Source organism: Polyangium fumosum, assembly GCF_005144585.1.
GTDB lineage: Bacteria > Myxococcota_A > Polyangia > Polyangiales > Polyangiaceae > Polyangium > Polyangium fumosum.
Map to the genome: position 1 here is coordinate 142,853 of NZ_SSMQ01000023.1, position 22,010 is coordinate 164,862.

General features: G+C 70.0%; 19 protein-coding genes. 11 read left to right on the forward strand and 8 right to left on the reverse strand.

Annotated features, from left to right (window positions below; translation table 11 throughout):
- The first annotated feature begins 18 nt into the window (after positions 1–18).
- Complete coding sequence (locus E8A74_RS22675; RefSeq protein WP_136931136.1) at positions 19–1,512, forward strand: HAMP domain-containing sensor histidine kinase; 1,494 nt, start codon at positions 19–21, stop codon at positions 1,510–1,512.
- Between the two features lie 26 nt (positions 1,513–1,538).
- Positions 1,539–3,008, forward strand: a complete 1,470-nt coding sequence (locus E8A74_RS22680) for a sigma-54-dependent transcriptional regulator (RefSeq protein ID WP_136931137.1) — start codon at positions 1,539–1,541, stop codon at positions 3,006–3,008.
- On the opposite strand, the gene E8A74_RS22685 is transcribed toward E8A74_RS22680, so the two are convergent.
- Positions 2,998–3,954 carry a PAS domain-containing protein gene (locus E8A74_RS22685; RefSeq protein ID WP_136931138.1) on the reverse strand — a complete coding sequence of 319 codons (957 nt, stop codon included), beginning with the start codon at positions 3,952–3,954 and terminating at the stop codon, positions 2,998–3,000. The two genes, E8A74_RS22680 and E8A74_RS22685, sit on opposite strands and share 11 nt — an antisense overlap.
- 135 nt (positions 3,955–4,089) lie before the next feature.
- Here E8A74_RS22685 and E8A74_RS22690 point away from each other — a divergent pair, with 135 nt between their 5' ends.
- Complete coding sequence (locus E8A74_RS22690; RefSeq protein WP_136931139.1) at positions 4,090–5,055, forward strand: MBL fold metallo-hydrolase; 966 nt, start codon at positions 4,090–4,092, stop codon at positions 5,053–5,055.
- 140 nt (positions 5,056–5,195) lie between these two features.
- A complete protein-coding gene (locus tag E8A74_RS22695) occupies positions 5,196–6,410 on the forward strand; it encodes an ammonium transporter (RefSeq protein ID WP_136931140.1) in 1,215 nt (404 codons plus the stop codon).
- On the opposite strand, the gene E8A74_RS22700 is transcribed toward E8A74_RS22695, so the two are convergent.
- The 5 genes from E8A74_RS22700 to E8A74_RS22715 form a co-directional block, all read right to left on the reverse strand.
- Complete coding sequence (locus E8A74_RS22700) at positions 6,398–9,067, reverse strand: sensor histidine kinase (RefSeq protein WP_136931141.1); 2,670 nt, start codon at positions 9,065–9,067, stop codon at positions 6,398–6,400. The two genes, E8A74_RS22695 and E8A74_RS22700, sit on opposite strands and share 13 nt — an antisense overlap.
- A gap of 145 nt (positions 9,068–9,212) precedes the next feature.
- A complete protein-coding gene (locus E8A74_RS22705) occupies positions 9,213–11,252 on the reverse strand; it encodes a monovalent cation:proton antiporter family protein (protein ID WP_136931142.1) in 2,040 nt (679 codons plus the stop codon).
- A 15-nt stretch (positions 11,253–11,267) separates the two neighbouring features.
- Positions 11,268–12,473 carry a protein translocase subunit SecF gene (gene secF / locus E8A74_RS22710; protein ID WP_232379699.1) on the reverse strand — a complete coding sequence of 402 codons (1,206 nt, stop codon included), beginning with the start codon at positions 12,471–12,473 and terminating at the stop codon, positions 11,268–11,270.
- A 39-nt stretch (positions 12,474–12,512) separates the two neighbouring features.
- The gene (locus E8A74_RS52555) at positions 12,513–12,671 is read right to left on the reverse strand and encodes a hypothetical protein (RefSeq protein ID WP_170229298.1); all 159 of its coding nucleotides are present in this window, start codon (positions 12,669–12,671) and stop codon (positions 12,513–12,515) included.
- 199 nt (positions 12,672–12,870) lie between these two features.
- Positions 12,871–13,398: a hypothetical protein gene (locus E8A74_RS22715; RefSeq protein ID WP_136931144.1), complete on the reverse strand. Its 528-nt coding sequence runs from the start codon at positions 13,396–13,398 to the stop codon at positions 12,871–12,873.
- 149 nt (positions 13,399–13,547) lie between these two features.
- Between E8A74_RS22715 and E8A74_RS22720 the strand changes: the two genes are divergently transcribed.
- Both E8A74_RS22720 and E8A74_RS22725 read left to right on the forward strand, forming a co-directional pair.
- Positions 13,548–14,336, forward strand: a complete 789-nt coding sequence (locus E8A74_RS22720; RefSeq protein WP_136931145.1) for an alpha/beta fold hydrolase — start codon at positions 13,548–13,550, stop codon at positions 14,334–14,336.
- A 31-nt stretch (positions 14,337–14,367) separates the two neighbouring features.
- Entirely contained in the window at positions 14,368–16,509 is a 2,142-nt protein-coding gene (locus E8A74_RS22725) for a TolB-like translocation protein (RefSeq protein ID WP_136931146.1), read from the forward strand.
- Between the two features lie 15 nt (positions 16,510–16,524).
- On the opposite strand, the gene E8A74_RS22730 is transcribed toward E8A74_RS22725, so the two are convergent.
- Positions 16,525–16,716, reverse strand: coding sequence for a hypothetical protein (locus E8A74_RS22730; RefSeq protein WP_136931147.1), 192 nt, complete (start codon positions 16,714–16,716; stop codon positions 16,525–16,527).
- A gap of 44 nt (positions 16,717–16,760) precedes the next feature.
- Positions 16,761–18,566, reverse strand: a complete 1,806-nt coding sequence (locus E8A74_RS22735; protein ID WP_136931148.1) for a S53 family peptidase — start codon at positions 18,564–18,566, stop codon at positions 16,761–16,763.
- A gap of 98 nt (positions 18,567–18,664) precedes the next feature.
- Here E8A74_RS22735 and E8A74_RS22740 point away from each other — a divergent pair, with 98 nt between their 5' ends.
- The 5 genes from E8A74_RS22740 (at position 18,665) to E8A74_RS22760 (ending at position 21,831) form a co-directional block, all read left to right on the forward strand.
- Positions 18,665–19,216 carry a YkgJ family cysteine cluster protein gene (locus tag E8A74_RS22740; protein ID WP_136931149.1) on the forward strand — a complete coding sequence of 184 codons (552 nt, stop codon included), beginning with the start codon at positions 18,665–18,667 and terminating at the stop codon, positions 19,214–19,216.
- Between the two features lie 50 nt (positions 19,217–19,266).
- The gene (locus tag E8A74_RS22745; protein ID WP_136931150.1) at positions 19,267–19,656 is read left to right on the forward strand and encodes an ArsR/SmtB family transcription factor; all 390 of its coding nucleotides are present in this window, start codon (positions 19,267–19,269) and stop codon (positions 19,654–19,656) included.
- Complete coding sequence (locus tag E8A74_RS22750) at positions 19,653–20,297, forward strand: SRPBCC family protein (protein ID WP_136931151.1); 645 nt, start codon at positions 19,653–19,655, stop codon at positions 20,295–20,297. The genes E8A74_RS22745 and E8A74_RS22750 overlap by 4 nt, the downstream gene beginning before the upstream one ends.
- A 144-nt stretch (positions 20,298–20,441) precedes the next feature.
- Positions 20,442–21,434, forward strand: coding sequence for a LysR family transcriptional regulator (locus E8A74_RS22755; protein ID WP_136931152.1), 993 nt, complete (start codon positions 20,442–20,444; stop codon positions 21,432–21,434).
- Positions 21,435–21,450: 16 nt separating this feature from the next.
- Positions 21,451–21,831, forward strand: coding sequence for a hypothetical protein (locus tag E8A74_RS22760; protein ID WP_136931153.1), 381 nt, complete (start codon positions 21,451–21,453; stop codon positions 21,829–21,831).
- Positions 21,832–22,010: the final 179 nt, after the last annotated feature.

Below are 22,010 nucleotides of genomic sequence, written 5' to 3' on the forward strand. Positions count from 1 at the left end.
CTCTTTCGGAGCTCATTGATGCGGCTCGTCTCGCGGCTCGTCCTCTCGCACGCGCTCCCCGTCGGACTCATGGTCTGCGCGCTCGTCGTCATGCTCGGCTCCCTCGCCCGGATCAGCTCGTCCCTCAAAGAGGTGCGTGACGCCGAGCTCGGGTCGCTGAACACGGAAGAGGCCGTTCACCGCGCCGCGTGGGCCGTCGAGATCGCCGTGCGGCACGGCGCCGTGGACTGCGAGCACGGGCGATCGTCCGAGGACGCCGCGCGTGTCATTCAGCAGCGCTTGGATGAGCTCGCCGCCGTCCTCGAAGCCGCGGGCAAACCCGTGCGCGAGTCCATGCTCGAGCCCGTCCGCGGCTACCAGGCGCTCGCCGCCCGCGTCTCGACCGGCGATACCTGCGCCCACCTGCTCACGACCACCACGCGGCTCGAGCGCGAGCGGCTCGACGAGAAGCTCACGGATGCCTGGATTTCGCGCATGTTCGAGCTGCACTCCGCGCTCCTCCGCAAGGACGAGGAGTCGGGCCGCGCCGCCGGGTCGGCGCTGTCGAGCGGCATCGTGCTCGCGCTCGTGGCGTGCGTCGCGTCCGTCTTGCTCGCGCAGCGGCTCGCCCGCACGGTGACGCAGCCGCTCGCCTCGCTCTCGTCGAGCATACGCAGCGTGGGGCGCGGTGACTTCACCGTCACGGTCGAGGCGAAGGGCCCGCTCGAGGTGTACGAGCTCGCCGAGGAGATGGAGGTCATGCGCCGCCGCCTCGCCGAGCTCGAATCCCTCAAACAAGGGTTCCTCGCGTCCGTCTCGCACGAGATGCGCACGCCGCTCACGAAGATCCGCGAGGCGCTCGCGCTCCTCGCCGACGGCGCGGGCGGCAAGCTGAACGAGCGGCAAGCGCGTATCGTGGAAATCGCGCAGGTGGCCTGCGAGCGCGAGATCCGCACCGTGACCACGCTGCTCGATCTCTCGCGGCTCCGCGCCGGCGCGCCCCTGCAACGCAAGCCCGGCGCCTCCGTCGACGAGGTCCTCTGGGCCGCGGTGCGCGACGAGGACATCGAGGCCCGCGAGCGAGGCGTCCTGGTCGACGTCGAGACGCCCGGCGAGGCGGCCAAGGCCCTGCTCGACATGGTGCTCGTCGAGCGCGCCATCGCGAACATCGTGCGCAACGCCGTCGCCGTTTCGAAGAAAGGCCAGCACGTGCGGGTTCGTCGGGACCTCGTACCCGAAGGCCCCGGCGGGGCCGCCGGCACCTGGGCACAGATCAGCGTCGCCGATCAAGGGCCGGGCATTCCGCCCGAGATCCGCTCGGTCATCTTCGACGCGTTCGTGACGCACAGCGTGGACAGCTCGCCGAAGCGGGTGGGCATCGGGCTCGGACTTGCGCTCGCACGGGAAATCGCGCGGGCGCACGGCGGCGACATCGAGGCCGCGGACGACCCGGCGGGCGGCGCGGTGTTCCGCATGTGGCTGCCCCTCGAAAACGCCGATCCGACGTCGCGCGCCCTGCCCCCGCACGTGTGATAAAACCCCGCCCGAGGGGGAATCCCATGCGGAAGGACGAGCTCGACACCACCCCGCGCCCGCACATCCTCGTCATCGACGACGAGCCACACCTCTGCGAGCTGCTCGCCTACCGCCTGGAGCACCACGGCTACCGCGTCAGCACGGAGCTGTCGGCCCGCGGCGGGCTCGAAGCGCTGGAGCAAGCGAACATCGACGCGATCATCCTCGACCTGCGCCTCGAAGACGCCGACGGCATCGAGGTGCTCAGCGAGGTGCAAAAACGCTCGCCCGATCTGCCGGTCATCATCCTGACGGCCCACGGCACGATCGAGACCGCGGTGCTCGCGATCCAGCGAGGCGCGTACGGATTCCTGACGAAGCCGTTCCAGGACTACGAGCTGCTGCAGAAGCTCGCGCAGGCCATCGAGAGCGGGCGGCTCAAGCGCGAGGTGGCGGGCCTGCGGCGCATCGTGGGGGACACGTCGAGCGACATCCGGCTGCTCGGCACGAGCGACAACATCGCGGCCGTGCGCGAGCGAATCGCCCGCGTGGCGCCCGCGGACGCGACCGTGCTGCTGCTCGGCGAGTCCGGTACGGGCAAGGAGCTCGCGGCGCGGTCGCTCCACGCGCTCTCGGCGCGCAAGGCGCGTCCGTTCGTCGCCGTGAACTGCGGGGCGCTGCCGGCGGAGCTCCTGGAGAGCGAGCTCTTCGGGCACGTGCGCGGCGCGTTCACGGGCGCGAGCCGCGACAAGGACGGCCTCTTCGCGGCGGCGCGCGGGGGAACGCTCTTGCTCGACGAGATCGGCGAGGCCCCGGCGCCGGTGCAGGTGAAGCTCCTGCGCGTGCTCCAGGAGAAGCGTTTTTCGAAGGTCGGATCCGCGACCGAGGAGGACGCGGACGTGCGCATCGTGGCCGCGACGAACCGCGATCTGCGCGCCGAGGTCGCCGCCGGGCGCTTCCGGGAAGATCTCTTCTACCGGCTGCACGTGGTGCCGATCGTCATGCCGCCGCTCCGCGAGCGCACGGACGACATCCCGCTGCTCGCCGAGCTTTTCCTGCGCCGCGCAGCCGCGCGGTACGGCCTGCCCGAGCCCTACCTCTCGCCCGACGCGATGCGCGTGCTGCTCGCCCATTCCTGGCCGGGCAACGTGCGCGAGCTCGCGAACGTCATGGAGGGCGCCATCCTGCTTTGCCAGGAAGAACGCATTCGCCCGCAGCACATCCTGGCGACGCTGGCGACGCCCGCCCGCGCGCCCGCGCCGCTCCCCGGGGAGACGTCGGCCGAGACGAGCGAGGAGGAGCCGCCGTCCGGGCTCGCGAACCTCGATCCCGAGGCGCCGCTGCCGCCGCTGCGCGCCGCGCGGGACTCGTTCGAGCGCGCTTATCTGGTCGAGGCCTTGCGCCGCGCCAGCGGCAACGTGAGCGCCGCGGCCAAGCTCGCGGGGCGCAACCGCACCGACTTCCACGATCTGCTCCGCAAGCACGGCCTCTCGGGCGCCGATTTCAAGGCATGATCTTCACACGGCGGTGAACGCCGGACGACGCGCTCGCCCGCGGCGCGGCGCGGCCGAGCGCGTATGCGACGCCGCTGCGCAAGCTGCCGAGGAGCACGATCGCGCCGAGATCAGCGCCGAGATCCACGAGCGTCCGCGCGACCTCGGGCCGCATGCCGGTGATCACGGCCCTGGCGCCGAGGAGCCCGATCGCGCGGGAGGCGCGGACGAGCGCCTCGGCCACGGCGGCGTCGACGACGCGCACGCCGGTCACGTCGAGGATCACGGTGGTCGCGCCGTGCTGCTCCACGCCGGCGAGCAGCGTGCAGAGCAGGTGCTCGGCGCGCGCGGGATCCATGGCGCCGATGAGCGGCAGGAGGACCACGCCCTCCGCGATGGGGATGAGCGGCGTGGAGAGCTCGAGCAGCGTCGCGCGTTGCGCCTCGATGAGGCACTGCGACAGGCGCGCGCGCTCCTCCTCCATTTGCTTGCGCTCGGTGATGTCGCGCAGCGTGCCTGCCATGCGGATGGGTTTGCCGTCCGCGTCGCGGACGAACACCTTGGCGCGGCTCATGACCCAGACCCAGCCGTTCGATTTGTGCCGCATGCGATACTCGAGGTGGTAGGTCCGGAGGCGGCCTTCGAGGAAGCTTTGCAGCGTCTTCCACACCTCCCCGGCGTCGTCGGGATGCATGAGCGAGCTCCACGTCTCGGCGTTGCAGGGCATCTCGCCGGGCGCGAGGCCGAGCATCTCGAACCACGTCGGGCTCATGAAAGCCTCGTTCGTTCGGAGATCCCAGTCCCAGCCGCCGTCGTCGCTGCCATCGACCATCCAGCGAAAACGCTGCTCGCTCTCGGCGAGCATCCGCGCACGCTCGTTTCCCTCCGCGATCTCGCGCTCGAGCTCCGCGACGCGCGCTTCGAGCCGTGACACGTCCGCTCGCGCAGCGCTCTCGGACCCATCCATGAGCCACCTCCCCCCGTTTGCCCCGGTGTCATGAAAGGATCGTGCGCCGGCGAGGTCAACGGGAATACGATTGCGAGATCACCGAAAAAACGTTCCGTCTTGCACGGCATCCTCCGATCTCGGATACATGCACGCATGGGTCTCTCCCGTTTTGTCTCGCCCCTCCTTTGCGTGGTGCTCCTCGGCGCGTCCCTGTCGGCTTGCGGCGGAGCGGCTTCGCCTTCGCCGGACGTGGCCACGTCGGGTAAATCCCGAAAGGCGGGCACGTCCGCGCGCCTCGAAGCCGATCCGCGCATCGGCGTGTACACCTCCATTCCCTGGGGCTTCGAGACGAACTCGTTCTGGATCGAGGGCCCGACGGGGCTCATCGTCATCGATACCCAGTTTTTGCCCTCCGCCTCGGCGGAGCTCCTCCAGCAGGCCGAGTCCGTCACGGGCAAGAAGGTCGAGCTCGCGATCGTCTTGCACCCCAATCCGGACAAATTCAATGGCACGGCCACCTTCCAGGCGCGGGGCATCCGGGTGGTCACGTCGGCGCAGGTGCTCGCGAAGATCCCGCACGTGCACGAGATCCGGACGCGCGCCTTCGCGGCGCGGTACGCGCCCGATTACCCGAAGGATCTCCCCAAGCCGGAGAGCTTCGGCGACACGACGCAGGAGCTCTCGGCCGGCGGGGTGACGGTGAAGGCGCACGTGCTCGGCCCGGGTTGCTCCGAGGCGCACGTGGTCCTCGAATACGATGGGCACGTGTTCGTGGGGGATCTCGTGGGGCAAGGGACACACGCCTGGGTCGAGATCGGCGAGACGGAGGCCTGGATCGAGCGGCTCGCGGAGATCGCCGCGAAGAGCCCGCGGTTCGTTCACCCGGGCCGGGGCAAGACGGGCGGGGCGGATCTGCTCGCTTGGGAGACGGGGTATCTGCGGCGGCTGCTCGACGAAGTGGCGAAGGAAAACCCCACGATGCCTCCGCCGGCGGGGGCGATCGATCGGGTCAAGGAGCGCATGCGGAAGGCGTACCCCGGGCTCGATTACGACGTTTTCCTGGACGTCGGCCTCGAAGAGGTCTGGCAAAAACAAGCCGCGAAGGCGGCCGCGAAATGACCGGCCGCTCCCCCCGGACGGCATGACGGACCTACAGCGGCACACATGAGCTGCGCGTTTCCTCCGTTCGGGTCGGAGCGCGCGTGTCTTGACGCACTGCGGAAACCTTCACGAAACATGCGGGGGTGTATCGATCGAGCATGAAGGTCGATACGGGCGACACCGCCTGGCTCCTCGTCTCCACGGCCCTCGTGCTCTTCATGACGCCGGGCCTCGCCCTCTTCTACGGCGGGATGGTGCGGCGCAAGAACGTGCTGTCGACGCTGATGCACGCCTTCGCCGCGCTCCCGATCGTGACGCTCCAGTGGGTGCTCTTCGGTTACTCGCTCGCGTTCGGGCCCTCGATCGGCGGGCTCGTGGGCGGACTCGGCTATGCCGGGCTCGCCCCGCTCGCGACCGAGGCGCGCGGGACCGTGCCGCACCTCGCGTTTTGCGCGTTTCAGATGATGTTCGCCGTCATCACCCCGGCCCTCGTCGCCGGCGCCTTCGCGGAGCGCATGCGGTTTCCGGCGTATGCCGTGTTCGTCCTGCTCTGGTCGACGCTCGTGTACGATCCGGTCGCGCACTGGGTCTGGAGCGAGAGCGGCTGGCTCTTCAAAATGGGCGCCCTCGATTTCGCGGGCGGCACCGTCGTGCATCTCTCGGCCGGCGCCTCGGCGCTCGTCTGCGCCGTGGTCCTCGGCAAACGCGTCGGATACCCGCACGAGCGCCACCAGCCGCACAACCTCACGATGACGCTCACGGGCGCGGGGATCCTCTGGTTCGGCTGGTTCGGCTTCAACGCGGGCAGCGCCCTCGGCTCCGGCGCGCTCGCCGCGCTGTCGATCGTCACGACGCACGTCGGCGCGGCCGCGGGCGCGCTCGGGTGGATCGTGGTGGAATGGTGGCAACGCGGCAAACCCACGGCGCTCGGCGTCGCCTCGGGCCTCGTCGCGGGGCTCGTCGGCATCACGCCCGCCGCCGGGTTCGTCTCGCCGGCCGCAGCCGCGGTCATCGGGTTCGTCGCGGGCGCGGCTTGTTATTTCGCGGTCGTAGGAAAAGAGCGGCTCGGGTATGACGACGCCCTCGACGCCTTCGGCGTGCACGGCGTGGGCGGCGCGATCGGCGCGCTCCTGACGGGCGTCTTCGCGCAGAAGGCCTTGAATGATGCCGGCCGGGACGGCGCGCTCGCGGGCAACGTCGCGCAGCTCGGGCCGCAGTTCGCCGGCATCGTGGTCGTGGGCCTGTATGCGGCGATCGTCACGTGGCTCCTGCTCAAGGCCATCGACAAGGTGATCGGCCTGCGTGTCGCCGAGGACGAGGAGCGCGAGGGCCTCGACGCGACCGAGCACGGCGAGACGGGCTACGCGTCCTGATCGCGGAGGATCGGCGCGGACGGCCCTCCTTCGCGACCTTCCTGCGCGAGGGGCAGCGTGAATGCGAACGTGCTGCCCCTGCCGATTTCGCTCTCGACCCAGATACGCCCGCCGTGGGCCTCGACGAGCTGGCGGGCAATGAAGAGCCCGAGCCCGAGCCCCTCGACCTTCGTGCCCGTCCTCGCCCGGTAATACCGCTCGAAGAGGTGGGGCAGCTCCTCGGCCGGCACGCCGCAGCCGCGATCCCGCACGGCGATCACGATCTCCACGTCCTTCGCCTCGATGCCGATCGTCACGATCTCCTCGGGCGGGGAGTATTTGAGCGCATTGCTGACGAGGTTGACGAGGATCCGCTCGAAGCGCGCCGCGTCGAGGATCACGGGGGGCAGCTCCTCGGGCGGGCGCTCGAGCCGCAGGCGCGCCTGATCCTGCGTCGTCCACGCGCGCGAGACGATGTCCTGGATCAGGGGCAGGAAATCGAAGGTCTCGGTGTGGAGCAGGAGCTGGCCCGAGTCGAGCCGCGCCGAGTCGACGAGGTCGTCGATCATCGAGGCCATGCGCCTGGCGCTGCCGACGACGCGGTCGACGACGGACACCTCGTGGTCCATCCGGGCGCGCGAGAGCATGCGCCGGAGCATCTGCGCGGCCGACATCATCACCGTGATGGGCTGGCGCAGGTCGTGCGAAATGGCGTGCAGCACGTCCTCCCGCGCCTTCTCCAGCCGCCGCAGCTCGGTGATGTCGCGCGCGACGACGACGCCGAGGGAGATCGGCCCCTCCCCGTCCTGCACCGCGCTCGTGCTCACGAGGTTGTGGCGGCGGGAGCCATCCTGAAGCTCGATCACGTATTCGACGTCCGTGATGGTCTCGCCCCGCAAGAGCCGCTGGGAGGGGTATTCTTCCCAGGGCAAGAGCGCTCCGCCGGGCGAAAGCAGCCGCATGTGCGTCAGCGCCTCGCGGACGTGGGAGACCAGGACGCCGCTGAGCGCGCGGCTCGCCTGGTTTTGCAATATCACGTGGCCATGGCCATCCATGACGAGCACGGCCTCGGCCATGCTCCGGAGGAGCGCGCGTAGCTCGGCGGCCTTGCGCTCGGCCTCCGCGCGCGCGGTCGCGAGCGCGTGCTCCATTCGTTTTCGCTCGGTGATGTCCGAGAACACCCCCACGGCCGCGACGATACGCCCTTCGCGATCCACGACCGGCGCCACGCTCATGCTGACCTCGACGCGCTCGTCGGGGCTCCGCACGTACGTGTACTCCTCGTCCCGGATGGTCTCGCCCCGGAGCGCGCGCGTGAGCGGAAACTCCTCGACGGAGCACTGGTTGCCCTCATGGAAAAAAGCGGCGCCCTCGCATTCGGCGAGGGTCGAGGCCTGCTGCGGGGCGCCGGCGATGCGCGCGCTCTGTTCATTCGTGAGGAGAAACCTGCCCTTCGCGTCGACGATGTTCACGCCCGAGGGCATCTGCCGCAGCACCGCTTCGAGCAGCCCGCGCTCGGTCTCGATCCGCGTGAGCAGCCGTTCGCGCTCCACCGCGGCCTGCCGTTCGGCCGTGACGTTGCGGACGACCGCGACGACTTGATCGTCGAGGAGGGGCAACATGCGCGCCTCGAAAAAGAGCGTTCGCTCGTCCCACGTGAGCTCGTATTCCAGCGTGAAGGGGACGCGGGTCGTGAGCACCTCGTGGATCGCGGCCTCGCACCGGCGGGCGACCTCGGGCGGCAAGACCTCACCGACCCGTTGGCCGAGGATCTCGTCGCGAGGCACATAGAGATCGGCCAGGCGACCTGCCCTGCAATCGAGGTAGGTGCCCGCGGCGTCGAACCGGAAATACAGATCGGGCAGCGCCGAAAAGACCGCCTCGAGCTCCTTCGTTTTCCTCCAGAGCGCGTCCTCCATCTTCTTGCGCTCCGTGACATCGCGGGCGAACGCCGCGATCCCGACGATTCGCCCCTCGGCGTCGCGCTGCGGCGCATAAAAGGCGTCGAAGCAGCGGCGCTCGTCGCCGATCGGGAGCCAGGACTCGCGCTGCACACCTTTCCCCGTCGCGAGGACCTCCTTCTTGATGGCCGTGAGCTCCTCGGCCGACGCCCGCGGAAAAACTTCGAAGTCGGTCCGGTCGATCAAGTCCTGCCGACGAAGGGGCGGGCAGAGGTTGTAGACTTCGGTATAACGGAGGTCGAGGTCCTGATAAAAGACGATGTCCGGCAGCGCGTCCACGAGGTGACGGAATCGCACTTCGCTCTCGCGCAGCGTGTCCTCGGCGCGCACGCGGGCCGTGACGTCGCGGAGGAGGGCATACGCGCCTACGATCGCGCCTGCGTCGTCCCGGATCGGGCTCGCGGTCACGGCGATCAGCCGATCGGCCGCGCCGGGCACGTCGAACGAGAGGATCTCGTCCACGACCGACGCACCCTCGAGCGCCCGCACCAGGGGTGTCTCCCCCCAGGCGAGGATTCGACCGTCCTTCCGGCGCACGGTCGCCTCCGCGATCACGAGCCGGATGTCCTCCCCGGCCTGGAGCGGGCGCCGCACGAGCGCTCGCAGGGGATCCTCGGCGAACGCGACGCGACACGCGGCGTCGACCACCAGCACCCCATCGGCGATGGGCGCGAGCGTGGCGCCGAGGGAAGACAGGTGTTCGATGGATCTGGGCAAGGCCCCCCCGTCCCGCGAGGCCCGTCCGGGACGCCCGCACGAAGGCTCGCGGGGGCCTAGACCCTACCAGGAAAACCACACGGAGAGTAGCGGAATGGGGGGAGCCTCGGCACGCCCCAGCACACCGAGGGCTCGCCACGAGCCCTCAGGGCGAGAGCTCGCCTTCGGCGGCCGGCTGCGCCGAGGGAGAGGACGGGCGCGTCAGCATATCGAGCGCCTTTTTCACCGAGCCAACCGCCCCGGCGAGGTACACGATGTCGCCGGCCATGAACGGATCGTTCGGGTCCGTCTGTTCGAGGAGCTTTCCCCCGCGCCGCATGGCCACGATGAGGGCCCCCGTTTGCCCACGGACCCCGAGCGCAGCCGCAGATCGGCCGACGGCCGCGCTCGTCTCGGTGAGGAGCGCGCTCTCGATTTTCAGCTCGGCGAGATCCCCGTGCTCGCCGAGGACACGCCGCGGAAGGGTCTGGGCCCGCTCGGTCGTCTGCGTCGAGGCGCGGACCTCGTCGATCCGCTCCTCGATGACGTTGCGAGGGATCTCGAGCCAGCGGAGCAGCCGCGCGAGGATCTCCACGCCGCCCTCGACCTCCTCGGCGACCACGTCGGTCGCGCCCATCGAGAGGAGCGGCTCCTTTTCGAGCATGTAACGCGCCCGCATCAGGATCGGCACGTCCTTGGCGACGCGCTTGGCCGTGTCCACCACGCGCTGGGCGGCTTGCGGGTCGTTCATGAGGAGCAGGAGCGCGCGGGCCTTTTCGAGGTGTGCGTGCCCGAGCGCCTCCTCGCTCGTCGCGTCGCCGTAATAGACCGGCTCGCCCGCCGCGCGCGCGACGCGCACCGTCTCGGAGTTGAGCTCCAGCACGACGTACCTCGCGCCGCACGCCGCAAGCGCGCGCGCGACGAGCCTGCCCGCGACGCCGTACCCCACGATCACCACATGCCCAGAGAGCGCGTGCTCGTCGCCCCCGTCGGCCTCGTCGATGCTGCGCACCCCGATGAGCCGTTCGAGCGGCAAGAGCAGGCGCTCGCCCGCCGTCAAATGCGGCGCCACGCGCACGACGACGGGCGTGAGGAACATGCTCGTGATGCCGGCCGCGAGCAGCGGGCGCGTCGCGCTCGCATCCACGACGCCCGTGCTCTCGCCGAGCCGCGCGAGCACGAACCCGAACTCGCCGAACTGCGCGAGCCCGACGCCCGCGAGCCACGCGACGCGCGCCGGGAACCGCATGGCGAAGGCCGCGAGCGTCGCGAGGAAGCCCTTCGCCCCGAGGAAGCCCGCGAGCAAGAGCAGCACGAGGAGCGGCTGCTCCAGCACCACCCGCGCGTCGAAGAGCATGCCGAGCGAGACGAAAAAGACGCTCACGAAGGCGTCTCGGAGCGGCAACATGTCCCCCATGGCCCGGTGCCCGTATTCGGTGTCGGCGACGACCATGCCGCCGAGGAAGGCGCCGAGCGCGAGGGAGAGCCCCGCCTTCGCCGTGAGCCATGCCGTGCCCACGCAGAGCGCGAGGACGGCGAGGAGGAAGACCTCGCGGCTCCGCGCCGCCGCGACCCAACGGAGCGCGCGCGGGACGACGAGGCGCGCGACGAGGACGGTCGCAATCACGAGGGCCGCGGCTTTGCCGAGCGCGAGGCCAATCGCGCGGGCCATGTCGCCGCCCTGCGCGGCCGTCCCTAGCATCGGCACGATGAGGACCATCGGCACGACGCAGAGGTCCTGGAAGATCAAGGTGCCGACGATGAAGCGGCCGTGCGGCGCGTCGAGCTCGCGCCGCTCCGCGAGCGCCCGGAGGACGATCGCGGTGCTGGAGAGCGCGAAGACGAACCCATAAAACACGCTCCGCCCCGCCGGTTGTCCGAGCGCCATGGCGACGCCGGCCACGACGGCCGTGGTCAAACCGACCTGGAGGATCCCGCCGAGCGCGACCTGCCGGAAGATGCTCTTCAGGCGCGCGAGCGAGAACTCGAGGCCAATGGTGAAGAGCAAGAGGACGACGCCGACCTCGGCGAGGATCTCGATCGAGTGAATCGAATGGACGAGCTTGAAGCCGAACGGCCCCACGAGTGCGCCCGAGAAGAGCAGCCCCGCCACGGTCGGCAGGCGCAGGCGCGAGAGGATGACCGTGACGAGCACCCCGAGCGCGGCAATGACGGCAATTTCATCGAGGAGAGGGATTTCACCCATGGGACCGCCTCTGTTTCATACGACCGCGTGCGCGCGCTTCTCCTGCTTCGTGCGCTTGGGCGCCCGACGCTGGACCGCGCTCCCGCCGAAGAACCGCTTGTCGATCCACTCCGTGAGCGGAGCGGCGATGTAGATGGACGAATACGTGCCGACGGCGATGCCGACGAGCAGCGCAAAGGCAAAGTCTTTGATCATGCCCGTGCCCCACCAGAGGAACGCGAGCATCGAGAGGGCCGTCACGCCGGAGGTGATGATCGTGCGGCCAAGCATCTCCGAAATGGAGAGGTTGATGATCGCCGCGAACGAGAGCCCGCGGTGCCGGGGCAGGTTCTCGCGGATGCGGTCGTAGACGATGACCGTGTCGTTGATGGAGTAGCCGACGATCGTGAGCATCGCGGCGACCGTGGAGATCGTGATCTCGCGCTGGGTGATCGCCATGGCCCCGAGCGCGATGCCGACGTCGTGGACCAGGGCGACGATCCCGCCCGGCGCGAAGCGCAGATCGAAGCGGAGGGCGATGTAGCCCATGATGAAGATGAGCGCGATGAGGACGCTCTTGATCGCCGCGTCCCGGAGCTGCGCGCCCGCCTTCGGGCCGATCCACTCGACGCGCAAGGCCTGCTCGGGGACCTTGTCGGCGCCGAGCTCGTGGCGGAGCCCGTCGAGGAGCAGATCGCCCTTCGATCGGAGGTGGATGTCGACCTTGTGATCCCGCTCGTTCGCCAGGACCACGCCTCGCTCGCGTGATTGCAGCGTGATGCCCTCGATGCCCTCGATCTGCTTTTCGATCGCGGCGAGGTCGGGATTGCTCTCGTAACGGAGCGAAATCTTGTCGCCGCCAGGGCTGAAGCGAATCTCCGTGGGGACGAGCACGCTCGCGCAACGCGGATCCGCCGTGGCCTCGCCTTCCTCCACGAGGCAAAGCCGCTGCCGCACGGCCTGCTTTTGCCCCTCGGTGAGCGTATTGACTTCGAGGACACGAATCATCACCCGGTTCGGCGTGCCGGGGCTCGTGACTTCGATCACCTCCGGAGACTCGAATCCCGCGCGCTCCACGGCGTGCCGGATCTCGGTCGTGGGGATGCTCTGCTTGAGCGCGACCTCGATCTCGGTGCCGCCTCGGAAATCCGTGCCCAGCCGGAGGCCCGGTACGAAATAGGTGACGATGGAGAGGACGAGCAAGAGGACGCTGCCGCCGATGAAGTATCGGCGCTTGCTCATGAAATCGAACTGACGTCCGGGCTTGATGAACTCCATGGCTCAAGCCCCCGCCGGGGGCTCGGCCCCACGATTTTCGATGAGCGCGCGGCAAACATTGCCGGCGACGAGCCGGATCCCCACACCAAGGAACACGGGGACCGACGCGAGCAGGAGGAGCAGGAGCTCCGAGCGCAAAACGACCGCATACAACGTTGACATCTTTTCCTCGAACCCAAGCCCATGGGCATACGAGCCAGCGCACACCCGGAACCATGCGTCCCGAGGGCGTGCGTCATCGAAGGACCAAAGCCAAAACAGCGCCCGCTCCCCGTTTGGGAGGGCGCGAAGGACCTTGGTTCCGTGGCGACGAACGGAGAAGGCGGAGCGTTACGTCGCGCCAAACGCGCGAATTCGCCGTTCAGCTCCGCCCTTCGGGCTGGGGAGGACCGCGGGCCGGGTTGACGGCCAGGTAATCCGAGGATCGGAGCGCCCGTTCGGGGAGCTCTTGGAATCGGCGCCGCTCGACCGGCGAACCCGCGAGCGCGCGCGCGGCCGCGGCGCGGACCATTGCGACGGGCCAGCCGATCGCGCCGGGATCCAGCGGCGTATCCGTCAGGCCGCGGGGCCGCGCCCAGGACGGTGGGGGCGGTTGCCGGGAGGGGCGATCCGCTTGATCGCCCGGGCCCTCGGGCACGGGACGCACGCGCGCCTGCACGGGCGCGGGGGCCGCGGCCTGCTGCAGGAGCTCGACGACCGCGCCCACGGTCCGCGTCGTGGAGAACGTGCCCGCGCCGCTCCCGCGCACCTGCACGAGCCCGATCGAGCTGAACACCAGCGAGACGAGCGCGAGCAGGCCGGCGACGACACCGAGCGGGAGAGCGCGGCCTTCGTGTGGCCTCGGGTCTCGGCGCCCTGTCGGGTCGTATGCCATCGGAGGGCGCGGCATGAAAGCTCGTGGGGACGATCCTTCTCCCTCGGATCGTCCAGAAACTCAAGCCCGAAGATCAGAAAATTGATTTGAGCTACAACGACCTCGCGACGCTCCCCGAGCCGACCTCGACAACTGGGGGACGTCGGATATCCTCATGCCCTCGGATGTCTGCGTCAAAAACCCCACCCCTCCACGGCGCCCGCCTCGAATACGTCCGTCTGCCCGCGGCCGCGCCGCGCGCGGGGGCGCCTTCCCTCGTGTTCCTGCACGAAGGGATTGGCTCGATCACGATGTGGCGAGATTTTCCGCAAAAGGTGGCCGATGCCACCGGATGCGAGGCCGTGGTGTACGACCGCGCCGGGTATGGCGGGTCCGATCCGGCAAAGCTGCCGCGCCGGCCGACGTACATGCACGACGAGGGGCTGCGCGTGCTCCCCGCGCTGCTCGATACGCTCGGAATCGAGCGTCCGATCCTGATCGGCCATTCGGACGGTGGATCGATCGCGCTGATCTGCGCCGGGGGCACCGAGACGCCGCTCGCGGGCCTCGTCCTGATGGCGCCGCATGTGCGGGTGGAGGACATCTCGATCCGCAGCATCGAAAAGGCCAAGGACGCGTATACGACCACCGATCTGCCGGCGCGGCTCGGCAAATACCACGACGACGTGGACGCCGCGTTCTGGGGCTGGAACGACATCTGGCTGCACCCGGATTTCCGCGCCTGGAACATCGAGGAATACCTGCCGCGCATTCGCTGTCCGATCCTCGCGATCCAGGGCGTGGACGACGAATACGGCACGATGGACCAGATCCACCGCATCGCCGCGCAGGCAAACGACGTCGCGCGCGTCGCGCTCGACGCGTGCCGCCATTCCCCCCACAAGGATCAGCCGCAGGCGGTGATCGACGCGGTGCGGGCCTTCGTCGCGCGGCTGCTCTCCGAATCGGCTTGACGGTGCACGGCCGCCCACGTAGCGAAAGGCAATGCGCACGCTGCGGCCCACGGCTCTCCTCCTCGCCTCCGCGTCGATCGCCTCGTGTGGTGGCGCTGAACCGGCGGTGACGAGCGCGCCGCCCGCGCGGAGCGCCGTGGCGACGGCCCCGGCGGCGCCAACCGAGGCGCCGAAGCCCCCGAAGCCCCCGAAGCCGGTCGCGGATCCGTGCGCGCTGCCGACGGCGCCGATCGAGGAGCTCACGACGGCCGAGGGCGCCACGGTGTTCACGACCGACGGCGCCTATCTCGTCTGGTCCGACGGCAACGCCGTGGTGCGCGCCGCGATGAACGGGGGCGATCGCAAGACGCTCGTCGCGGACGTGACGAAACAGGCGGTGGTCCGGGGGCTCGCCCTTTCCCAGGGAGAGGTCTGGTTCCGGGCGGAGGAACGCTACGATCAGGGCTGCGCGGGGCTCCTCGGGTTCGTCGGGCAAAACGGCGGGCCGGTCACGTCGGTGACGCCGGAAGGGTGCATCTCGGGGTTTGCCCTGACGCCCGACCGGGTCGTGTTCACGCGGGAAGAGTCGGTCCCGACGCAGTCGGGCATTTCGAGCGGGCTTTACGCGGCGCCACGAAAAGGAGGGCCCGGAAAAACCCTCCTGCGCCCGTTCAGCGGAGGCAACCGCGTCACGACGGACGGCGAATTCGTTTATTTTCAGGGCGGCTACGACATGCTCCACCGCGTGCCCCTGGGCGGCGGCGACGGCCAGGCGGTGTCGGACGGCAAGATCGGCGATGCGTTCGGCGGGTACGACGGGCGCCGCTTCACGCTCGCCGGAAACGACATCTTTGCCTTGCACGGGCACCCGAACCTCGGCGGCATGAAGATCGCGCGGCTCACGAAGGACGGCAAGGACGCGCAGCTCCTCGGCCCCGCGGTCCCGGCGCATCCGAGCGGAGCGACGCTCCCCGCAGGGCCGCTCGTCACCGACGCGCAATTCGTGTATTGGGCGTCTCCCCTGCGCGGCGCGGTCCTTCGTGTCCCCCGGAATGGCGCCTGCGCGCCGTACGAGATTGCCACGGGCCGCGAAAAGCCGGACTGGGTGGCGGTGGCGGGCTCGTACGTGTACTGGATGGAGCTCGACGCCAAACCTCCGCGTATCGCCCGGCGCAAGCTGTACGAGGATCCCGAGCCGGCCATCGTCCCCGCCGCGACGACGGCGCTCCCGACGGGCGCGCCCACGCCGCCACCCGCGCCGCCTGCGCCCACGCTCGCCGCGCCCGAGCGGCCGTTCGTCCTCGCGGGCGAGTTCGCGGAGCCGACGACGGTCTCCTTTGCCGGCGGGAAGGTGTTCGTTTTGCTTCAGGATGATGGCCCGAAGCCGCGCAACGAGGAGGACGCCCCGGCCCCGTACTGGATTCACGTCCTCGAATTGCGCGGGACGAAGTTCCAGCCCATCAAGAAGCACCGGGTCGAAGGCCACCTCGTCGCCGAGCGGGTGACCGAGAAAAACGGAAAGCTTTACCTCGTGGTGCGGAACCCCGACGCGCGGGGCGAGGCGCATTATTACGAGCCGCTCGGCCCGGGGAAACAACTGGCCGGGTACGACAACGAGTGGGAAGACCCGACCGGCCCGAACATGCCCCCCTCGTGCGAAGCCGCGCCCCCGCCGGCCACGAAGCTCGCGCCGATGCGGGATCTCTATGGCTGGCCGAGGCTCGACGACGCGCGCTTCTTCATCGGGACGTCGTGCGACGGAAAACCCAAGATTCAGGTCCTCGCCCAGGACAAATCCCAGATGATCGCCATCGAGCCTTCCGACGAGCTCATGCACGCGCAGCTCGGGATCCTCTGGAAGGGCGCGGCCGGCGTGTCCCTCTTCGAAAAGGGCGCGTTCCGGCGCATCGCGGCAAACCTTCCCAAGGATACGTGGGACGTCCTCCGCGCGCCCGACGGCACGATCGTCGCGCGCGGCCGGGAGAATTTCGCCCTCCGCGGCGAGGCATGGGCGCCCTGGCAGCTCGCCGTCGGCAGCGCCCGTTTCACGGTCGTGTCCGACGGCGCGGCGCTGTGGGCTTATGCCGGGGAGTCATCGATCGGCATCACCGAGCTGCATCGGTACGCGCCGGGCGGCGCGAACAACGCGGCGCCTATCGACATGAGCACGGCGCGGCTGCCCAAGGGGCGCTGAGAGGAGCTTCGGGGCTCAGAAGCGGATCCCGTTCTGCGCCCGATGTTTCCACCACTTCCAGCCGAGCACGGCCGCCGGGACCGCGGCGACGGTCGCGAGGACGGGCATGCCCGCCACGGCCAGAGCCACCGTGCCGGCCGTCACGACGCCCGCCTTGACCGCGTTCTTCTTGGACTCCTCGAGGACCTCTTTCCGGGACTTGCTCATGCCACGATCATGACACGCGCCGGGCAGGACGGTAGCCCCGGCGGTCAGCCGCCCTTCCCCGCCCCTTCGAGGGGCGTGCCGAGCGCGACGAGGTGCTCGACGAGGTTCGTCACGTGCGGCACGCCGAGGCCCGTCACCGGATCCCAGTCCGTGCACGCGCTATAGCCGTCGACGCGCTGGACGACGGCCTTGCCCACGCTGTTCGCGACGCGCACGCAGACGTCGGTTTGTCCGATCGTGATGTCGCGGAACGCCGGGGGCTCGGCCTTGCGCAGCGAATAGAGCGCCGGGGTGACGAAGCCGACCCGGCCCTTGCCCGCCCGGCGCCGCCCCTCGTTCGCGAGCGCGATGATCGCCGCCCAGATCGGCGCGGCCATGCTCGTGCCGCCCGCGTAATCGATCCAGTTGCGGCCGATCACCGCCTGGTACCCGAGCGCGGAGAGCACCTCGCCCCGCTGCACCGAGGGGCCCGAGGCCATCAAGGCGACGTCGGGAAACCCGCGGCCATACGGGACGACCGCGGGCGAATTCGCGCCGCGCGCATACCATTTGCGCAAGCTGTCGCGTTGCCACGCCGGCGTGGGCACGTCCTGGCTGAAGCCGCCGCTCGAAGCGAGCTGCGTGAACTGGACCATCTTGGCCACGGCGACCGGCGGCGGGCCGCTCCAGGCGAGCTCGGTGAGCGGATCGAGGCACGTGATCATGGTCCCGCCGACGCCGAGCACGCGCTCCTCGACCGCAGGAAACACGCCGTGCGGCCAGGGCGCGTCGCTCACGGCATATCCGTCGACCATGCGGCGCGGAATGCCGTCGAGCGCGCCCCAATCACCCGCCGCGCTGACCACGGTGATCCCGAGCGCCGCGGCTTGATCGAGCAGACCCGTGACGACACTCGATCCGAAAATGCGATAATACTTCCGCTCGGGGGTGATCCAGCTCGTCGAGGCCACCGTGACGTCGCGGGCCTCGTCGCCGATGACGGCGAGCAGGAACATCGACCAGGGATCGGCGATGACCTCGGGGTCGACGAAATACACGACGAGCCGCGCCCCGGGCGCCATCGCGCCGGCCCAGGCGACGGTCATCGTGGCCTCCAGCCGGTGCAGCGGATCGACGAGCCGGCCGCCGCGCGTGGGCCCGAGATCGATCATCTCCACCGCGGGCGGCGTGACGCCGTGCGCGCGCCAGAAGAGGTGCAGGTCCCCGATGTCGATGGAGCCGCCGAGCATGAGCAGCGCAATGGTCTCGCCCTCGCCCGTGAGGTGGTCCGGGAACGAATAAATGCGGCGGATGTCGGCGGGCGTGACGCCGGCGAGGTTTGGCGGGGGTTTGCCCGGTTCACTGCGGACCGAAAAAGGAAATCCCTCGCGGAGCTCGACCGGGACTTCCTCTTGCCGGGCGCGGGAGACCATGGAGCTGCGGGCCTCGGGGGCGTTGCGCAGGCCGTGGACGGCCTGGATGAAGCCGGCGAGATCCCGGGGCACGGCCGTGTCGACGCGCGGGGCGCGGTGGCCCGTGGGCTCGCGGAGCCAATCGGCGAGGTGGCGGCCGAAGGCGCGGCGGATCGGCTCCTCGGGCGCGCGCACGACGATGAGCTGTCGGCCGACGGGCCCGGACGGCAGGGGTTCGAGGCCGGCGTGCCGGAGCCACGTGTGCACGGCGTCGATCTGCACGTCGTGAAGCGCGACGAGGCCCGCGAGCTCGGCGCGCGAGAGGTGATGGCCGAAGCGCGGGCTCGCGGGATCGGAGCCCTCGATCACGAAGTCCAGGAGCTCCGCGCGCGAGCGTTCGTGGAGGATCACCGTGATGTCGATCGGCTCGTTCGGGCCCGGCGGCGGCGTCATGGACATGCGGCGAGCCTACCCGAGCGGGCTCGGGTGAGGCAAACGGGGGCCTCGTGCGCGCGCCGCGGCTCGTGTTTGGCGCGGGCGGATGCTAGAGAGCCGGGATGTCCGAGGTCCGAACGCCCTCTCCCCGCGAGCGCTTGCACGAGCTCTTCCTCAAGGTCGACTCGTTTTTCGCGCGCGCGCAGGGCCGGCACGGCGAGGCCCTCACGTGCCGCGCGGGGTGCGACGACTGCTGCCGGCGGCGCTTCTCGGTCACGACGATCGAGGCGGCGGCGGTGCTGGAGGCGCTCGATCACCTGCCCGCCGAGGAGCGGCAAAGGGTGGCGGCGCGGGCGGCCGATCCCAGCGGGACAGTTTGTCCGGCCCTCGGCGAGGACGGCCGCTGCGCCGTGTACGAGGCGCGCCCCACGATCTGCCGGACGCACGGCTTGCCCATTCGTTTTACCGAGCGAAAGGCCGGGCGATCGCTCCCGGTCGTCGACGCGTGCCCGAAGAACTTCGTCGGGCAGGACCTCGGGTCGATGGATCCGTCGAGCGTGCTCGATCAAACAACCCTCTCGACGGTGCTCGCGGCGCTCGACGCGGCGTACGCGGATGCGGAAGGGCTCTCGCGCGGGCAGCGGATCGAGATGACCGCGCTCTGCGCCCCCTGACACGAACATCAGCCTTGACTAATATAAGCGGGTGATGGTACTCATCCGCCGTGGAAGCGTTCGACGTCCTCGGGGATCCGGTCCGCCGCCGGATCCTCGAGCTGCTCGCCGACGGTGAGCAGACTTCTGGGGCGATCTCCGAGGTCATCCAGAGAGAGTTCGGGATTTCGCAGCCGGCGGTATCGCTGCACCTGAAGGTGCTGCGGGACAACGGATTTGCCACGGTCCGGGCGGAGGGAACCCGCCGGCTGTATGCGGTCGACGTCCGCCCTTTGCAGGAGGTCGACCTGTGGCTCGATCGCTTCCGCCGATTCTGGGAGCAGCGCCTGGACGCGCTGGCCACGGAGCTCGCGCGCGGCAAACGCGAGCGCCGCTTGAAGGCCGAAGCGCGTGCGTCCACGAACGACGAAACGACACCGAGGGAGAAAGACAAACCATGATCGATCTCGTGAAGGAGCTCAACGCCGTCCATCGCTCGACCGGCCCCAGGACCATGCCCGGGGGCGAAGGCCACACGGTGAAGTTACGACGGAGCTATGATGCGGCGATCGAGGACGTCTGGGATGCGATCACGACCCCGGCCCGCGTCCAGCGCTGGTTTCTCCCCCTCACGGGTGACCTGCGCGTCGGCGGTCATTACCAGCTCAAAGGAAATGCCGGTGGCAAGATCCTGCGCTGCGAGCCCCCCCGCCTGCTCGAGGTGACGTGGACGATCGCCCCGCAGGACGACGGGAACAGCAAGGTCGAGGTGCGGCTGTCGGTCGGCGAGAACGACGAGACGGTCCTCGAGCTCGCGCACGCCGCCATCCCCCCGCCCGGCATGTGGCCCGAATACGGGCCCGGCGCCGTCGGCGTCGGCTGGGATCTCACGCTCCTCGGCCTGGTGTACGAGCTCCGTTCCCTGTTCATCGAAGACAAGGACGCCTGGGGGCTGACGCCGGAGGCGCGGGTGTTCATCACCGGCAGCAGCGTCGCCTGGGGCGCCGCGAGCCAGGCCGCCGGGGCGTCGGCCGCCGATGCGCAGAAGGCCGTCGAGAACACGACCAAGTTTTACGCGCCAGACCCGACGCCGGGGACCTGAGCCGCGCCGGCGTGGCCTGCATGACCGCGCGCGCATGGTAGGCGCGACAAGCGGCCTGCGGGAGCCGGATCGATTATGGATGCATTTACATAAGTCGTACAGGATTGGCGCCTCCACGGGGATCGTGTAGCCCTGGTTCGGGCGATGAACCTTGCAGGCATCGACGTGAACCTCGTCGTCGCCCTGGACGCTCTTCTCCAGGAGCGCAGCGTCACGGAGGCCGCCAAGCGGATCGGGCTCAGCCAGCCGGCGATGAGCCACACGCTCGCCCGGCTCCGCGAGACGCTCGGGGATCCGCTGCTCGTGCGCGTGGGCCGCACCATGGCGCTCACGCCCCGCGCCGAGGCCCTCGTGCCCCGCGCCCGGGCCGTCGTCGAGGAGCTCGAAACCCTGCTCGCGCCGCTCCCCTCGTTCGACCCGAAGACGAGCCGGCGCACCCTCAAGCTCGGCGCCACGGACTACGTGCAGTTCGTCCTTTTGCCCGCGCTCGAAGAAATCCTCTCCCGCGAGGCGCCGAACCTCACGCTGCACATCCTGCCCATCGGCGTCCCTCCGGCCGCCGATTCGCTCTGCGAGGGCGAAATGGATGTGGCGGTCGGGCGCTTCGAGCACGAATCGCTACCCCTCGACGTGCGCCGCGTGCCGCTCTTCCAGGACACCTTCGTCGGCGTGGCGCGCGCCGATCACCCGCGGGCGCGCGGAAAGCTCGATCTCGCGACGTACGCGGAGCTCTCGCACGTGCTCGTCTCCCCGCGCGGGACACCGGGCGGGATCGTGGACGGCGCGCTCGCGAAACAGGGGCTCGTCCGCCGCGTGGCCCTCACCGTCCCGCATTTTCTGGTCGTGCCCCACATCGTGGCGACCTCGAACCACGTGACGACGATGCTCGCCCACGTGGCCGCGACGTTCACCGCGCTCCTGCCACTCACCACATTCGAGCCGCCCCCCGAGCTCGACCTCACACCGGTCACGATGACGATGATGTGGCACGAAAGGACGCACGAGGATCCCGGCGCGCGCTGGCTCCGCGACGCGCTCGTGCGGGCCGCGCGACCGCTCGCCCACGCGCGAGGCGCGGAGCGCGAGAAAAAGGCCCCAAGCCCCAAGCCCCCGCTCGCCCCCGAGCACGCCTCGTGACAAAGTCGAAAGCGTCATGAGCGACGCAAAACCGCAGGAGACGAAGGCAAACCCAGTCCCCCTCCCCGCGATCCCCAGGGTCGAGGTGCCGCCCATGCCGGCCATCCCCGACGTCGAGGTGCCGCCGTTCGCTCCGCTCGCCGGCGAGGGCCCGCGCGTCCCCGAGGCGCCGCCCATCCCCCCGCCGCCGGTGATCCCGGAGTCCCCGCTCGCGCCACGCCCGCCCCTCGCAGCAGCGCCCCCGGCGCCCGCCGCCACGCCGTACGTGCCGCCCATTCCCCCAGAGACCTATCCGGTGCCCGCCGCGCCCGAGGCCTACGCGACGCCCGAGCCACCGGCCGCGTACCCCGTCCCCGAGCCGCCCGCGCCGTACCCGGTCCCCGAGCCGCCCGCCTGATCACAAGCGCCTCGCCTCGCCCGACGTCCGTTGCGGCACACCTGGGAAGCGCCGCGCCGGGGCGCTGCCCCGGACCCCGCGGGGGGCTGTCCGCCCCCTCGACCCCGGACCAGCGAGGCGCTGGACCCAGGGTTGAAAAACTGCGCGGTGCGCAGTTTTTCAAACAGGCCGACGAAGAA

Excerpts from the sequence above, each read along its gene's own strand:
- E8A74_RS22675 (WP_136931136.1), top strand. The coding sequence starts at position 19 with ATGCGGCTCGTCTCGCGGCTCGTCCTCTCGCACGCGCTCCCCGTCGGA.
- E8A74_RS22680 (WP_136931137.1), top strand. The coding sequence starts at position 1,539 with ATGCGGAAGGACGAGCTCGACACCACCCCGCGCCCGCACATCCTCGTC.
- E8A74_RS22685 (WP_136931138.1), bottom strand. The coding sequence starts at position 3,954 with ATGGATGGGTCCGAGAGCGCTGCGCGAGCGGACGTGTCACGGCTCGAA.
- E8A74_RS22690 (WP_136931139.1), top strand. The coding sequence starts at position 4,090 with ATGGGTCTCTCCCGTTTTGTCTCGCCCCTCCTTTGCGTGGTGCTCCTC.
- E8A74_RS22695 (WP_136931140.1), top strand. The coding sequence starts at position 5,196 with ATGAAGGTCGATACGGGCGACACCGCCTGGCTCCTCGTCTCCACGGCC.
- E8A74_RS22705 (WP_136931142.1), bottom strand. The coding sequence starts at position 11,252 with ATGGGTGAAATCCCTCTCCTCGATGAAATTGCCGTCATTGCCGCGCTC.
- secF (WP_232379699.1), bottom strand. The coding sequence starts at position 12,473 with ATGAGCAAGCGCCGATACTTCATCGGCGGCAGCGTCCTCTTGCTCGTC.
- E8A74_RS52555 (WP_170229298.1), bottom strand. The coding sequence starts at position 12,671 with ATGTCAACGTTGTATGCGGTCGTTTTGCGCTCGGAGCTCCTGCTCCTC.
- E8A74_RS22715 (WP_136931144.1), bottom strand. The coding sequence starts at position 13,398 with ATGCCGCGCCCTCCGATGGCATACGACCCGACAGGGCGCCGAGACCCG.
- E8A74_RS22720 (WP_136931145.1), top strand. The coding sequence starts at position 13,548 with ATGTCTGCGTCAAAAACCCCACCCCTCCACGGCGCCCGCCTCGAATAC.
- E8A74_RS22725 (WP_136931146.1), top strand. The coding sequence starts at position 14,368 with ATGCGCACGCTGCGGCCCACGGCTCTCCTCCTCGCCTCCGCGTCGATC.
- E8A74_RS22730 (WP_136931147.1), bottom strand. The coding sequence starts at position 16,716 with ATGAGCAAGTCCCGGAAAGAGGTCCTCGAGGAGTCCAAGAAGAACGCG.
- E8A74_RS22735 (WP_136931148.1), bottom strand. The coding sequence starts at position 18,566 with ATGTCCATGACGCCGCCGCCGGGCCCGAACGAGCCGATCGACATCACG.
- E8A74_RS22740 (WP_136931149.1), top strand. The coding sequence starts at position 18,665 with ATGTCCGAGGTCCGAACGCCCTCTCCCCGCGAGCGCTTGCACGAGCTC.
- E8A74_RS22750 (WP_136931151.1), top strand. The coding sequence starts at position 19,653 with ATGATCGATCTCGTGAAGGAGCTCAACGCCGTCCATCGCTCGACCGGC.
- E8A74_RS22755 (WP_136931152.1), top strand. The coding sequence starts at position 20,442 with ATGAACCTTGCAGGCATCGACGTGAACCTCGTCGTCGCCCTGGACGCT.
- E8A74_RS22760 (WP_136931153.1), top strand. The coding sequence starts at position 21,451 with ATGAGCGACGCAAAACCGCAGGAGACGAAGGCAAACCCAGTCCCCCTC.